We start from the raw sequence: 14,115 nt of genomic DNA, 5'->3' as shown, positions 1-14,115 counted from the left end.
ATTTTTGTTAGCTGCAACGTCTAGTGATACTCGAACAATTTCTCAATGCTCTGTATTGGTGGGAAGAGGGCGGGGTTTTAGGGGCTCCAAAAAATTGTTGGCCCGGTCACAAATCGCAATGCCAAGAATGAAAAAATGTCATTGTTGTCGTGTTTGAGTGATTGTTTTTCATGCCGACCATCCGTTTTGTAAGAGAAGAGAGGGACGTTAATTGTCCTGTCGGAGCCAATCTTCGTGAGGTTGCATTAAAGGAGGGGATTGAGATCTATGGATTAAAGGGGAGCTTGGGGAATTGCAATGGATGTGGCCAATGCATCACTTGTTTTGTAGAGGTTCTTGAAGAGATGGATGATTGCGCCCTGTCCCCACTGACTGAGGTGGAGAAGTTGAAGCTCAAACGGAGGTCTAAGAGCTGGCGTCTTTCCTGCCAGACTTTGGTTATGGAATCTGTGATAGTTCTGACAAAGCCACAGTCTTCCTTTAAGAATTCACACGCAATTATTAAAGAAGCAAAAGAGAGAGATTTACCTGTTTAGGCCATTGAAACGTGTTTTTTTTCAGTGATCGCAAGCCTATTCGCCTTCTCCTGAAAAATTACTTTTGCTGATATCCACGATGACGAGCCCTGACATTAATGAGCTTATAGCGCCTGTCGGTGATACCTTCTCGGGATAGCAATTTGCGGTTATGGAAACCACCAACTTCGGCTTTGTTGCCAGTCTTCTGTTCGTTGGGGTTCCGACGATCTTCCTTATTGGTCTCTACATTGCTACCAATAACGGGGACAAGTCGAGTTTCTCTTCCGACATTGTCAAGGGCAAGCTTGGCCGAAAGTAGTCGCTTATCTGCCAAGCCTAGGTAAGCCATTTCGTTCAAGGTTTAATTTCTCCTGAAATTGCCTCCTGGATATTTTTTGAGGAGGTTTTATTTTCATGTGATTTTTTATTTCCTTTTTACTCACAAAAATCCAGCATGGATTTTTGTGAGTAAAAAGGAAATTATCAAAACCATAGAGAAAGTGTTTATTTGTTCTGTTTAAGTTATTATTTGTTCTGAATTTAATTGATAATTTAGGAGGGATTTTTGACCTTCAATAATGTACCTGACAATCCATGGAGACTAGTGAAAAAAGTTCTCCCTCAGCATACAGACCATGCTGGAGTCATGTGGCATGGTGCGTATATTGCATGGTTGGAAGAGGCACGTGTTCAAGCGTTGGAAATGGCTGGCCTGCCATATGAGGAATTGACGTCACAAGGCTTTGAAATGCCTGTTGTGAGGTTGAATATAAAATACTTAAAGGCTGCAATTCATGGTGATGAAGTTGTAATGGAGAGTGTTCATTTATCTAGAAATCGCTTACGCTTACCATGGAAAACAGTTTTTTTTAAAGAAGGGGGAGAAGTTATTGCAATAGCAGAGGTGGAATTAGTTCTTGTTAAACAGGAGGTAGGTAATACTAAGCTTGTTAAGAACGTTCCATTGCAAGTTGAAGAGGCATTAACCAACCTGCGAAAGGGACCTTAGTAAATAGCTTTTAAGGTCAACCTGATGTTTTTAATTGATTCTAAATGACATCACCTAACCAATTGGATTCAAAGGAACTTTTCTCTTGGCGGAAGAATCAATTGTCGAAAGGGGGAGCTTGCGCGGATTTAGATTGGTTGCTGGAGTTTGGAGGTGGAATTAGTTGGGCCTCTTTACAGAGAATACATATTGAACCCAGGGCTTCTATCCAAACAAAAAGGCCTTTGGATGAATTAGACAGAATATGGACTGAACATATTCAGAAGCATGTTCCCTTGCAATATCTTGTTGGCCTTTGCCCTTGGAGAGATTTCGAGCTTCAGGTGACCCCAGCTGTTCTTATCCCCCGTCAAGAAACTGAATTGTTGGTGGATTTTGCTTTGGATCGCATAAACCCAGACCTTTCAGGCCATTGGGCAGATCTTGGGACTGGTTCAGGAGCTATTGCTGTTGCATTGGCCAGGGCCTTGCCGGAATGGTATGGGCATGCCGTCGACGTAAGTAATGATGCATTGATTCTTGCAAGAACCAATTTGCAGAGATTGTCCCCATCATCAGTTAAGTGGTCTGTTCATTGGGGGAGTTGGTGGGAACCCCTAAGACCTTGGTGGGGGTCAGTTTCACTGGCAGTGGTTAATCCTCCTTATATCCCTAATGGATTAATTGCTGAGCTTGATCCGGTGGTACGCGATAACGAGCCTCATTTGGCCCTTTCGGGTGGTGAAGATGGTCTGGAAGAGGTCAAGAAGGTCATTGATGGAGTTTCTAATGCCCTCAATGATGGTGGAGTGCTATGCATTGAGCATCACTATGACCAGAGCGAACTTGTATTGGAATTGATGTTAAAGGCTGGCTTGGATAATGTTGAATTTGAAATGGATCTAGAGGGAGTTCGTCGTTTCGCTATGGCCAGAAAACCTTGTTGAATTCAATCTAGAGGTAAGCATTTGCAACCATCCTGTGTCTTAGATCAAAAATCTTTAGCTTTAAAGATTGCTGAAGGTGTTCCTGCTTTGCTGCCTACCGACACCCTACCTGCTTTGGCTGTTTCTCCAAATAAGGCATCAAAGTTATGGGAAATAAAGCGGAGACCACTTGATAAGCCTTTGATATTGATGGGGGCAACACCTCAGGATTTGTTTGAGTATGTATATGAATGTGCGTTAAATGATGCGTTAAAAATGGCTGAAATTTATTGGCCTGGTCCATTAACCTTAGTATTGCCAGCTTCAGGAGAGATCGTAGAGGCTCTGAACCCAGGATCTTTATCGATTGGACTAAGGGTTCCAGCTTGTCTTCTTACAACATCACTTTTAGCTAGAACTGGTCCACTTGCAACAACAAGTGCAAATTTGGCGGGCAATAAACCCACTAAGAATTCGGAGGAGGCTTCAGCGGTTTTTCCTGATTTACCTTTGTTAGGTCCCATTCCATGGCCATCTTCATCTGGGTTAGCTAGTACCGTTCTTAAATGGGAACAAGACAGTTCCTGGAAGGTTTTAAGGCGTGGTCAGGTAAATCCTGATTTGAGTAAAAAAGAATAAAGTTAAAATTGGCGTTTCTATAGCCTTTAGCTAGAAAGAAATGAATTCTTGCAACCTGAGAGATTATTAGATTTTTATTTATTGATCTTTAAGCCATGAAAATCAACCTTAGAGGAGTTTCAAACTATGTTTTGGCTTTTATTTCTAGTCGGCATTCTTCAATTTTGCTTTCATTGGATTCTCAAGCCAGCAATTAATTGGACCACACCGTTGTTTGAAGTTCATTCGATTTGGTTTGGGATTTGCCTTTTATTGATTTGGCTTTTTAGTGGGAGGAGACAGATAGGTTAGTTGCTTAAGGCTTGGCATAAAGAAAGTTTTGTTTGAATAGTTAAGCCGGCTAACGGATTTGAACCGATGGCCTTCGCTTTACAAAAGCGCTGCTCTACCACTGAGCTAAGCCGGCAATTGAGAGTGTTTGACGTTGCTTTTAACTAACTTTATTACCTAGCTGTTGGTGGTTCGACTTTTTGTTTCTTTAAGAGGCTTTTTGTTTGGTTTCATCTGGGTTTAGTAGGGAACGTTTGATAGGAAGATTTGCTACTAAGGCTGTCATGCGATCTTCTGTCTCAAGGCTTACGGCGCCCTCTTCCATATCTATTTCAACGTATTTGGCAACTACTTCAAGGATTTCCTTACGCATTTGATCTAACAGCTCAGGGCTGAGATCGCTTCGATCATGAGCTAATACGAGTTGAAGGCGTTCCCGTGCAGTTGATGCACTCGATTGTTGCCGCCCAAGCAATTTGTTGATGAGGTCGCGCAATGTCATTTATTTAAAGGATCTTGGTTTGCATCAAACGGAGGAATTTGTCACGAAGTCCTCCTCCCTCCTTAGAAGGGTCAATTAGTGGAATGTTTTCGCCTTGCAGCCTCTTTGCAATATTTGAATAGCATCGAGCTGCTGGTGAATTCTTCCCTGAAAGAGTAAGAGGTTCCCCTCTGTTAGTACTAATGATGACTTGTTCATCTTCAAGAACTAATCCAAGTAATGGAAGGGCGAGAATGTCTGTTACATCATCAACCGAAATCATTTCTTGGCTTTCCATCATTTTTGGACGCACCCTATTCAGGACTAATTGAACAGGCTGAACTCCATGGGTGTTTAGAAGTCCTATTACACGATCAGCGTCCCTTACAGCCGAGACTTCAGGAGTTGTAATTACAATTGCTTCTTTTGATGCTGATACGGCATTTTTAAAACCGTCTTCGACACCGGCAGGGCAATCAATTAGTACATAGTCAAAATGCTCTTTGAGCATTTTGACTATGCGTTGCATGTCGTCAGGCTTTAGCCACTCGAGCATCCTGGGATTCCCTGCCGGAAGGAGCGAGAGATTTGGTTGCTGTTTATGCTTTACAAGCGCCTGGTCAAGTCTGCAGGCCTCCTCAAGTACTTCTTGAGCGGTGTAAACAATTCGGTTTTCTAAGCCAAGAAGAAGATCCAGGTTGCGAAGCCCAAAGTCGGCATCGAGCACAACAGTTTTAACTCCTTGCATGGCAAGTGCAATTCCCAGGTTCGCAGTAAGAGTCGTTTTGCCGACTCCTCCTTTGCCTGAGCAGATAAGTATGATTCTTGTATTTGGCGCCACGGGGCACATTAGAGTGTTGAAAGGTTAGCTGGCCTTTGTCAAAAGCCCAATAGAAAATAAATAAGGTTTGCATTCCCACGTATCTCTAAATTCATGCGATAGGGCTTTAGCAACTCTCTCTTGTTGTTTCGGGAAAGGGCTATTCATTAATAAACCTGGTTTTAGCAGGCTCAATGATGATCTTCCCCTCGACTAACCTTGCTTGTTCAGCTAAACCTTGAAGAGGCTTTTCCTCAGGGCCTCTTGCAATTACTTCTGCAATCCTTAACTGCAGAGGCCTTAATTGTAATGCAGAGATTTTCGATGTTTCGTTTCCGTTTTTACCTGCATGGGCAATACCTCTAAGTTTTCCCCAAATCATCACATCGCCTCCTGCAGAAATCCTTGCTCCAGGATTTACATCTCCGTAAACAAGAAGATCTCCTTCGGTTGTCAAATGGTCTCCTGAACGCAATGTGCCCTCATGAAAGAGGAGCTTTTTAGGGGAATTTTTTTTAGTGTTAGATCTCTCATTAAAGGTATGTTTGTAATTAGATTTGTATGGCTCTTTTGAGACAAGATGTGTTTGATGGCCTATTGCGGCGGCGCTGACAATTGTCAATGGAACACTTGAGGAGACTCTTGTTAGATTTAAACCTGCTTTACGAATGGAATTGATTATTTGCTGTAGTTCTGTAATTCCAAGCTCCCAGTCATTACAGTTCAACTCAGTATTTCCTGGCTTTAATTCACTTATTAATTTGGGGAGAATTCTTCTCCACTCTACTTCTCTAGTCGGAGGGAGAGTAATCGTCTGAGTTTTAACGTTCACGGACATTTTTAAGGTGTTTCTGTAGGTTGGCTGAGGTTATCTTTGGGATTCGAATGACTTGAGCTCATTTTCAAGTGCTTTATTTACCTCCTTAGGGTGAATTAACCAAGCGGAGGAGGTTGGAGTAATTAGGCTTTCAATTAAGGCTGAGTTTTTTTCAAGAGCACTGAGATTCTTTCCATCCCAAATGCGAAGCCCTCCTTTGTAGGGCAAATAGCCATGCCAATTTTGACGGCGTAGACCGCAGCAAAAATCAGGATCTTGACCTTGTTTTTGAGTTAATTGTCTCGATATGGATAGGATTTCTAGCTGTTGGCTATTCTCAAGATGATCAACAGGCAGTGCTTTTAATAAATCTCTTTGTAAAAATCTTCTGCATAACTCAGAAAGATAATTTGGGGCCTCATCTTGCCAACGTAAAAGATGATATCCCGCTCGGAGGTCATCATTTGCGAGGAAATTTTTCAAATCAACTCCTGCTGGATTCCATAACCATTTAGACATCGCAGTGTCGGCCCAAACTTTCTTTGCCCCCATTTGTCGTGCTGTCCGAACTACTTGTTCAAGAATCCAATTGCAAACTTCATTTTTTCTATGGTTGTAGACAGTTCTGTACATCAGATCTCTAACAACTAGATAGTGCTCAACTGCCATTAGACCCTTTGGGTTGATAGCGATGTCACCGTCGGGGGCAATTGTGAGGGCATTAATGATGCGATCCAGATCTAGTTGGCCGTATCTTGCACCAGTGCTGTGGCTATCTCTCATCAAATAATCCAAGCGATCACAATCCAATTGACTACTGACTAAAGATTTGATGACTTTTTGAGGGGCTATTCCTTTGCTTAAAAGACAAGCCACAGATTCAGCTGTGCCTGAGGAGAAGCTTTCTAGAGCGGAATAAACAGAAGGGTGTTCTCTAACAATTCGAGCTGACCATTGCTCATGATCGATATCAAAAATCTCTTCACCAGTGTGGCTTAGTGGTGCATGACCAATGTCATGTAATAGGGCCGAACCAAACAAAACCCCCCTATATTGAGAGAGGGAAGGTGCATGCTTCTCAAGTTTTTGTAATGCTCTTCGAGCAAGTTGGAAAACGCCTAATGAATGTGTAAAACGACTGGATTCTGCACCATGAAAAGTCAGATAAGCTGGACCTAATTGACGAATTCTTCTGAGCCTTTGGAAGGGTTCAGTATCAATTAAAGCCATTACCATGGCTTCCTCAGGCTTATTACTGTCTAGATTGATACCTCGATGGAGTGGATCGTGATATGTGCGGAGGCTCATGCTTCCGAGTTTTGCAGTGGATCAATTTGATTTATTTTTTCATCCGAATATTCCTCGTTTCTTATTAGTTCTTTCGATGTGTTTTCAAGGCTTTGGAGGTCAAGATTTGCTCCCAGTATTGATTCAGCATCATTTAACCACCTGTCTTCTGCACCTCCAGGGTTTAGTGGTTCTGGTTCATCAAGGATGCGATCTGGTTCAATGCCAAGGTTTTGGATATATCTGCCGCTAGGCGTTTGATAGCCGGCAACTGTGACTGCAAGGCCACTTCCATCAGTAAGTGTGGAAAGAGATTGAATTAGGCCTTTACCAAAAGTTTTACTGCCTATTAGCAATGAACGATCATTGTCCTGTAATGCTCCTGCAAGGATTTCACTCGCACTCGCAGTGCCGCCATTTACAAGTGTGACCATAGGGCCGTTGAAAAGGGTTTCTTTTCCTGAACGTATTTCATCTTTTAAGCCCTCTCGGTTTCTTGTTTCAACAATTGGTGCATTACTCAGAAATGCATCTGCTACAGCGAGGCCAGAGCTTACTAGGCCTCCTGAATTGTTTCTTAGATCTAAGACGATTCCTTCTACATCTTTTTCAGATAGTTCCTGAAGAGCTTCTTCTACTTGTTGCGGCACTCCCTCACTGAATTGGGTGATTCGGAGATATCCCAGAGTGTGAGTTTCGTTTCTAAGACGTTTTGTCCTTACGGGCCTTAAATCAACGCTTCTGCGCTCAAGAGTTAATTCTTCGATTTCTGCATTAGGAGGTTGAACTTCTACTACAACTTGTGAACCTATTTCTCCTCTGAGTTTTGCTGCTGTTGCTTCTAAACCAAGTAATCTTGGTGATTCACCGTTTACTTTTACTACGATTGTTCCGCTAATAACGCCTGCTTCTGCTGCTGGCGACCCCTCAAGTGGGGCTATTACAACGATTTGACCATCGTTTTGTCTTGCTCCAAGTTGAAGCCCTACGCCATTAATTTCGCTGCCAATATTTCCCGCTTTCATTGCAGCGTAGTCATTGGGCCTTAAAAGTCTGGTGTAAGGATCTCCAAGAGGAAGAAGCATTTTCTCAATGGCGGCATAAGCATCCTCAGAATTTGAGATAGGACTTTCTAGGGCCTTTTGTCGAAGTTTTCGCCATTGGACCTCATTGAATTTTTCTGGGTTTATATATCCTTGATTAACTAGGCTCCAACTTTCTAAAACAAGTTGCTGACCATCATTTAGCGCATTTGCACTAGTCCCAAAAAGGAATAAACAAAGCACTAAGCTCATTAGCGAAAAAAGGGTTCGCTGCAGAGTTCGTGAAAATTGACTCTTTTTTGAAGACATTGGCTTCATCTCATAGACATTACTAGGGGCACGTTCAGTAGAATCGTTTTATATAAAGCCCAACTGTGCATGGCGAACTCCTCACCTGTCTACGACTGGTTTCAGGAACGTCTTGAAATTCAAGACATAGCTGACGATGTCACTTCAAAATACGTCCCCCCCCATGTCAACATCTTTTATTGCTTGGGTGGCATCACTTTGGTTTGTTTTTTGATTCAATTTGCGACTGGCTTCGCAATGACTTTCTATTACAAGCCCACAGTCGCCGAAGCATATAGCTCGGTTAGTTATCTGATGACTGATGTCAGCTTTGGATGGCTTATCAGATCAGTGCATCGATGGAGTGCATCCATGATGGTCTTGATGCTTATTCTCCATGTGTTTCGTGTTTATTTGACAGGTGGATTTAAGCGGCCTCGTGAGCTCACCTGGGTAACCGGAGTGGTCATGGCAGTTATTACTGTTTCCTTTGGTGTGACTGGTTATTCACTTCCTTGGGATCAAGTGGGTTATTGGGCTGTCAAAATTGTTTCAGGAGTCCCCGCTGCAATTCCTGTAGTGGGAGATTTCATGGTTGTTCTTTTACGAGGGGGTGAGAGTGTTGGTCAAGCAACTCTTACTCGTTTTTACAGCTTGCATACATTTGTTTTACCTTGGCTTCTTGCAGTATTTATGTTGATGCACTTCCTCATGATCAGGAAACAAGGGATTTCTGGCCCTTTGTAGGTCGATGACCTACTTTTAATCGATCCACTCAACATCTTCAAACGACCTTTAGATTCCACTTAAACAGCTTTAATCCAATGCATATTCTCAAGAAGCCAGACCTAAGTGACCCCAAGCTTAGAGAGAAACTTTCTAAAGGAATGGGTCACAATTATTACGGTGAGCCTGCATGGCCAAATGATCTTTTATATATCTTTCCTGTCGTTATTCTTGGAACAATTGCTTGTGTAGTTGGACTTGCTGTCTTAGACCCTGCAATGTTAGGGGACAAAGCTAACCCCTTTGCGACACCATTAGAGATCTTGCCCGAATGGTATTTGTATCCAGTCTTTCAGATTCTTAGAGTAGTACCTAATAAATTGCTTGGAATAGCATTACAAACTCTTGTCCCTCTAGGATTAATGCTCATTCCTTTTATAGAAAATGTAAATAAATTCCAGAATCCCTTCAGGCGACCAGTTGCTATGGTTGTATTTCTGTTTGGAACGGCCGTTACTATTTATCTGGGTATAGGAGCTACATTGCCAATTGATAAGTCTTTAACACTTGGACTTTTTTGATTAATTAAATTTCTTACTTACTGAGGTTAATGCTTTTTGCTTAATAATTTACTCTTGAATTAGATCTTGTATATCAAGCATTAAAACGTCTTCAGGGCTTACTCTTAATAGATGGTGGAGCATTAGGAACCCAACAATTGTCCAGGTTTGATATGTCCTTGATTGTTGACCTACCCATGTTCCAGTTGGCCCGTCAAAGTATTCAGCCCATTTTTGCCTTGGTAATTGGTTGAGTTGGCTCCAATAGCATTCCTCTAATAGTGCGCGCATTTGCCCCATTAGAAGCACGTCAGCATCTGGATAACGTTTTTCATGAAGGAGGATTGAGGCACCAAAAAACCATAGGAGACTTGGCCAGTGTCCTCCATTGTGGTAACTCCAAGGCCAATTCTTTGGGTCTGAACCAGTTTTGTTCTCCCATTCAGCCCCTTCCATTGGAGGGTGGCAAATCCTCATTGGCATCTGGGCCATCAGATGTTGTCTGTTGTGGAGAACTAGTCGAAAAAGAGCTCTTTGTTGGGGCGCAGTTAGAACTCCAAACATGCATGCAAGAGAATTTCCCAAGCTGTAGAAACGAAAGTCTGGCCTTCCTGTTCTGATGTTTCCAATTAAATATCCACCTCTATTCTCAAGCCAATCTTGTAGCCATGATGGAACTACTTGGGGCTGAACATTGAATTCGTTTTGATGTTGATCTTCTCCATATTGCTCGGTTGGTCTTCTTCTAAGCACCTGCATTGTTTTACTGGTTACCCAATAGTGTTTGAGCAGGAATTGGCGGAGATCATGAACCCATTGCCTTGTTAATACAAGTCTTTGATCTAATAAACGACTTATTTGCTCCTTTCTGCTTAATTCCATTAGTTCAATGCAGCTTTTTAGACATGCATAAAGCAGTACTTCAATCTCCAGAGGGGCTCCCCATACATCCATTGGTCGATCAATCATGAAGGCACAATCTGGGACGAAGAGAACAGGCGTGCCTTCAAATGTTGGATGGAGAACTAAGTCAAGGAGAAGCTGAACCCCCCTTTGGACTTTTTGACTTGTACCAAAGTTGTTATCTCCGCTTCGTCTCACATACAACCAACATAATATTGGCCACCAGAGGCTTGCGTCTGCTGATGTAATTCGACCTATAGATCTTTGTCCGTAGTCAGCGATCAGTTCACCTTTTTCTTCTACAAAACTTGTAGGGAAGACTCCTCTGGTTTGATATGAAGTACTTTGCAGATCAAGGCAAACACTCAAAAATTGCTTGACGATGCTGTATCGCTTTTGAGTAAGCAAGTAGATCATCACAGGGACATTGTCTCGTAGGAAAATTTCCCCATAATTCAGAGCCTCATTGTTGGCTGGGTGTTCAAGTGCTGCCACGCTGCCCGCCAGACTTCCTCCAATTTCAATAAGAGTTCGTTCGAAATGCTCTTTGGCCCTTTTAATGACTTGATTTTCATTTGAGTTGGGGCGAACTCGTTTGTGCTTTTGGCTGAAGCGTTCTGCCATTTAATAAACCCCTATGTCATTGCCAAATGCTGTTTCATTGTTAGCAGGATGTACAAGTACTGCAACGACGCCCACCAGATTTGGTTTTGTGTAAATTCTCATTTTGCTTGAAATGTTCTTTAGCCCTCATGATTACTTGGGTTTCATTTGAGTGAGCACGAACCGGTTTGTTCTTTTGACCGAAGTCCTTTGCTATTTAATCAAAGCTATGTCCGCCCTGATTATTGTTATAACTCCCGATTCGCCCACTTAAAGGAAGTCTTCAGATGATTCAAGATTTATTTTGTTGCCTTTGAGTCCCTTAATGGTCTATGTTGTAGAGATGTGCAAGGAGCTGAGCTCTGAAGTGCATCCCATCAGGCAGTTTGGGCAACAGCCCAGGCTATGCGGGTGGGTTCTTACAAGACCAGGATGTTAATTCCTTTGGTGTTGTAAGTTTTATAAGCGGCTTTTTTGAGTCGCGGCTTCTAAAGCTCCTGTCAAGGAGTTGAAGAGCAGAACCTGGACAATCGAAAAGTTTAGGAACTGACGCTTTTGTCGCGTTTAGGCCTTAGGAGTTGAGCTGTATAGCTTCAACTTTATTTGGTTTGAATTGATAAGTGATAAAGGTGTGAGGTCCCGTCAAAAGAAATTTTGTTGAACAACCCTAGTTACAGGAAGAATAATTCGCTCTCACGGCAAATTATTCTTCTGAAATTACGTAACTGGTTTTTCAACTACCGGATCCAAGATCCTGGAAAGTCACGAATGAAGAGATTCTGAAGTGCACTCTTAATAGAACCCTTCTGTCAGAAGAAGGAGGCGACAACTTTTCCAACTGGCGTCAGCGCTTTGGATTGGGTGGAGCAAATCAAGTTGAACGAGTTGATCTTTGGTCAACAACTAAAAGGGCTTGATCTACTACGGAGAGTTTGATCCTGGCTCAGGATGAACGCTGGCGGCGTGCTTAACACATGCAAGTCGAACGAACCTTCGGGTTAGTGGCGGACGGGTGAGTAACGCGTGGGAATCTGCCCTCAGGAGGGGGATAACGGCTGGAAACGGCCGCTAATACCCCATATGCCGAAAGGTGAAACGAATTTCGCCTGAGGATGAGCCCGCGTCTGATTAGCTAGTTGGTGTGGTAATGGCTCACCAAGGCTTCGATCAGTAGCTGGTCTGAGAGGATGATCAGCCACACTGGGACTGAGACACGGCCCAGACTCCTACGGGAGGCAGCAGTGGGGAATTTTCCGCAATGGGCGAAAGCCTGACGGAGCAACGCCGCGTGAGGGATGAAGGCCTCTGGGCTGTAAACCTCTTTTCTCAAGGAAGAAGATCTGACGGTACTTGAGGAATAAGCCACGGCTAATTCCGTGCCAGCAGCCGCGGTAATACGGGAGTGGCAAGCGTTATCCGGAATTATTGGGCGTAAAGCGTCCGCAGGCGGCCTTTCAAGTCTGCTGTTAAAGCGTGGAGCTTAACTCCATCAAGGCAGTGGAAACTGTTGGGCTCGAGTGTGGTAGGGGCAGAGGGAATTCCCGGTGTAGCGGTGAAATGCGTAGATATCGGGAAGAACACCAGTGGCGAAGGCGCTCTGCTGGGCCATAACTGACGCTCATGGACGAAAGCCAGGGGAGCGAAAGGGATTAGATACCCCTGTAGTCCTGGCCGTAAACGATGAACACTAGGTGTCGGGGGAATCGACCCCCTCGGTGTCGTAGCTAACGCGTTAAGTGTTCCGCCTGGGGAGTACGCACGCAAGTGTGAAACTCAAAGGAATTGACGGGGGCCCGCACAAGCGGTGGAGTATGTGGTTTAATTCGATGCAACGCGAAGAACCTTACCAGGGTTTGACATCCTGCGAACCTCTAAGAAATTGGAGGGTGCCTTCGGGAACGCAGTGACAGGTGGTGCATGGCTGTCGTCAGCTCGTGTCGTGAGATGTTGGGTTAAGTCCCGCAACGAGCGCAACCCACGTTTTTAGTTGCCAGCATTCAGTTGGGCACTCTAGAGAGACCGCCGGTGATAAACCGGAGGAAGGTGTGGATGACGTCAAGTCATCATGCCCCTTACATCCTGGGCTACACACGTACTACAATGCTACGGACAAAGGGCAGCAAACTCGCGAGAGCTAGCAAATCCCATAAACCGTGGCTCAGTTCAGATCGTAGGCTGCAACTCGCCTACGTGAAGGAGGAATCGCTAGTAATCGCAGGTCAGCATACTGCGGTGAATACGTTCCCGGGCCTTGTACACACCGCCCGTCACACCATGGAAGTTGGCCACGCCCGAAGTCGTTACTCCAACCCTTGTGGAGGAGGACGCCGAAGGTGGGGCTGATGACTGGGGTGAAGTCGTAACAAGGTAGCCGTACCGGAAGGTGCGGCTGGATCACCTCCTAACAGGGAGACAAATAACTGATCTTGATGTTTGATTTAACTATTATTAGACCAAGATCCTGTCACCTTAGGTCGATCGGTACCTCAGATTAATTAACTAGACCGTTATTCATTAAATGAATAATTTAAAGTATTAATTTCAGTTCCTAAACTTGTCTAGGTCACACCCCATAAGGGTTACTCCTGGGCCATTAGCTCAGGTGGTTAGAGCGCACCCCTGATAAGGGTGAGGTCCCTGGTTCAAGTCCAGGATGGCCCATTCGGTGTTGGGGGTATAGCTCAGCTGGTAGAGCGCCTGCTTTGCAAGCAGGATGTCAGCGGTTCGAGTCCGCTTACCTCCACTGGCCGACCCCTTTCCACGATTTAGTTAGAGGACCTTTATGAGACGTGATTTAGATGATTAGCTGATTGGAACCTAGCTTCCTCTCATACCATGCCATTTTGGCAAGGTTGAAAGGACGCTGGGCTCATTTCATTCCTAAAAAAGGAAAGAGAGATGTTCAGCAGAACCTTGACAACTGCATAGTGAGTCTGGAAAAAATAAAGCATCTCATGGATGCATTGTTTTACCGTTTAAATCTTTATTTTTTAAATTAAAGACTTAAACTAAAATAGTGTTATTTCTGAGCAAGAGCAGAGACTCTATAGCTTTTCTTTTTATGTAATATCATCATAAAGAGTTCGATCTTTGATTCTTTTTCTTTGCTTTTAGTCAGATTTTCTGTCTTGGGTTTTAAGAAAATATGAATCAACGAGAAATACGCCTTCAACTGCGTAGACAGCTATAGAGGTTAATTTGGTCAAGCTACAAAGGGCTCACGGTGGATACCTTGGCACACAGAGG

General features: G+C 43.7%; 13 protein-coding genes, 3 tRNA genes and 2 rRNA genes (1 of these 18 running past the window's edge). 11 read left to right on the top strand and 7 right to left on the bottom strand.

Annotation, left to right across the window (positions count from 1 at the left end; genetic code table 11):
• Window positions 1–170: 170 nt before the first annotated feature.
• From SOI84_RS04125 to SOI84_RS04105, 5 genes are all read left to right on the top strand, one after another.
• Complete coding sequence (locus tag SOI84_RS04125) at window positions 171–536, top strand: 2Fe-2S iron-sulfur cluster-binding protein (RefSeq protein WP_320675140.1); 366 nt, start codon at window positions 171–173, stop codon at window positions 534–536.
• Between the two features lie 151 nt (window positions 537–687).
• Window positions 688–837, top strand: coding sequence for a photosystem II reaction center protein PsbM (gene psbM, locus SOI84_RS04120; protein ID WP_320675139.1), 150 nt, complete (start codon window positions 688–690; stop codon window positions 835–837).
• Between the two features lie 246 nt (window positions 838–1,083).
• The gene (locus SOI84_RS04115; protein WP_320675138.1) at window positions 1,084–1,527 is read left to right on the top strand and encodes an acyl-CoA thioesterase; all 444 of its coding nucleotides are present in this window, start codon (window positions 1,084–1,086) and stop codon (window positions 1,525–1,527) included.
• A 44-nt stretch (window positions 1,528–1,571) separates the two neighbouring features.
• A complete protein-coding gene (gene prmC / locus SOI84_RS04110; RefSeq protein ID WP_320675137.1) occupies window positions 1,572–2,453 on the top strand; it encodes a peptide chain release factor N(5)-glutamine methyltransferase in 882 nt (293 codons plus the stop codon).
• A 21-nt stretch (window positions 2,454–2,474) separates the two neighbouring features.
• Window positions 2,475–3,071, top strand: a complete 597-nt coding sequence (locus tag SOI84_RS04105; RefSeq protein ID WP_320675136.1) for an L-threonylcarbamoyladenylate synthase — start codon at window positions 2,475–2,477, stop codon at window positions 3,069–3,071.
• Window positions 3,072–3,405: 334 nt separating this feature from the next.
• Here the strand turns inward: SOI84_RS04105 and SOI84_RS04100 are convergent.
• From SOI84_RS04100 to ctpZ, 6 genes are all read right to left on the bottom strand, one after another.
• A tRNA-Thr gene (locus SOI84_RS04100) sits at window positions 3,406–3,477 on the bottom strand.
• Between the two features lie 72 nt (window positions 3,478–3,549).
• Window positions 3,550–3,843 carry a cell division topological specificity factor MinE gene (minE, locus tag SOI84_RS04095; protein WP_320675135.1) on the bottom strand — a complete coding sequence of 98 codons (294 nt, stop codon included), beginning with the start codon at window positions 3,841–3,843 and terminating at the stop codon, window positions 3,550–3,552.
• A 4-nt stretch (window positions 3,844–3,847) separates the two neighbouring features.
• A complete protein-coding gene (gene minD, locus SOI84_RS04090; RefSeq protein ID WP_320675134.1) occupies window positions 3,848–4,663 on the bottom strand; it encodes a septum site-determining protein MinD in 816 nt (271 codons plus the stop codon).
• 139 nt (window positions 4,664–4,802) lie between these two features.
• Window positions 4,803–5,474 (bottom strand): septum site-determining protein MinC, encoded by a 672-nt coding sequence (minC, locus tag SOI84_RS04085; protein WP_414153612.1) that lies wholly within the window; start codon window positions 5,472–5,474, stop codon window positions 4,803–4,805.
• A gap of 36 nt (window positions 5,475–5,510) precedes the next feature.
• Window positions 5,511–6,767, bottom strand: coding sequence for an HD domain-containing protein (locus SOI84_RS04080; protein ID WP_320675131.1), 1,257 nt, complete (start codon window positions 6,765–6,767; stop codon window positions 5,511–5,513).
• Entirely contained in the window at window positions 6,764–8,107 is a 1,344-nt protein-coding gene (gene ctpZ / locus SOI84_RS04075) for a carboxyl-terminal processing protease CtpZ (protein ID WP_320675130.1), read from the bottom strand. The genes SOI84_RS04080 and ctpZ overlap by 4 nt, the downstream gene beginning before the upstream one ends.
• Window positions 8,108–8,167: 60 nt before the next feature.
• Here ctpZ and petB point away from each other — a divergent pair, with 60 nt between their 5' ends.
• Window positions 8,168–8,824 (top strand): cytochrome b6, encoded by a 657-nt coding sequence (petB, locus tag SOI84_RS04070; RefSeq protein WP_320675129.1) that lies wholly within the window; start codon window positions 8,168–8,170, stop codon window positions 8,822–8,824.
• A gap of 77 nt (window positions 8,825–8,901) precedes the next feature.
• Complete coding sequence (petD, locus tag SOI84_RS04065) at window positions 8,902–9,384, top strand: cytochrome b6-f complex subunit IV (RefSeq protein WP_320675128.1); 483 nt, start codon at window positions 8,902–8,904, stop codon at window positions 9,382–9,384.
• 48 nt (window positions 9,385–9,432) lie between these two features.
• On the opposite strand, the gene SOI84_RS04060 is transcribed toward petD, so the two are convergent.
• Window positions 9,433–10,890, bottom strand: a complete 1,458-nt coding sequence (locus SOI84_RS04060) for a glycoside hydrolase 100 family protein (protein ID WP_320675127.1) — start codon at window positions 10,888–10,890, stop codon at window positions 9,433–9,435.
• A gap of 899 nt (window positions 10,891–11,789) precedes the next feature.
• Between SOI84_RS04060 and SOI84_RS04055 the strand changes: the two genes are divergently transcribed.
• The 4 genes from SOI84_RS04055 to SOI84_RS04040 all read left to right on the top strand — a co-directional run.
• A 16S ribosomal RNA gene (locus SOI84_RS04055) occupies window positions 11,790–13,274 on the top strand.
• Between the two features lie 182 nt (window positions 13,275–13,456).
• Window positions 13,457–13,530 (top strand) — tRNA-Ile (locus SOI84_RS04050).
• Window positions 13,531–13,539: 9 nt separating this feature from the next.
• Window positions 13,540–13,612, top strand: a tRNA-Ala gene (locus SOI84_RS04045).
• A 457-nt stretch (window positions 13,613–14,069) separates the two neighbouring features.
• Window positions 14,070–14,115: ribosomal RNA gene (locus SOI84_RS04040) — 23S ribosomal RNA — on the top strand; it runs 2,830 nt beyond the window's last position.
• The 16S and 23S rRNA genes sit together here with 2 tRNA genes alongside, the layout of an rRNA operon.

This window comes from Prochlorococcus sp. MIT 1341 (genome assembly GCF_034092415.1).
GTDB lineage: Bacteria > Cyanobacteriota > Cyanobacteriia > PCC-6307 > Cyanobiaceae > AG-363-P08.
The sequence above is the reverse complement of the archived record's forward strand: the minus strand, read 5'-3'. Positions and strand labels throughout refer to the sequence as shown.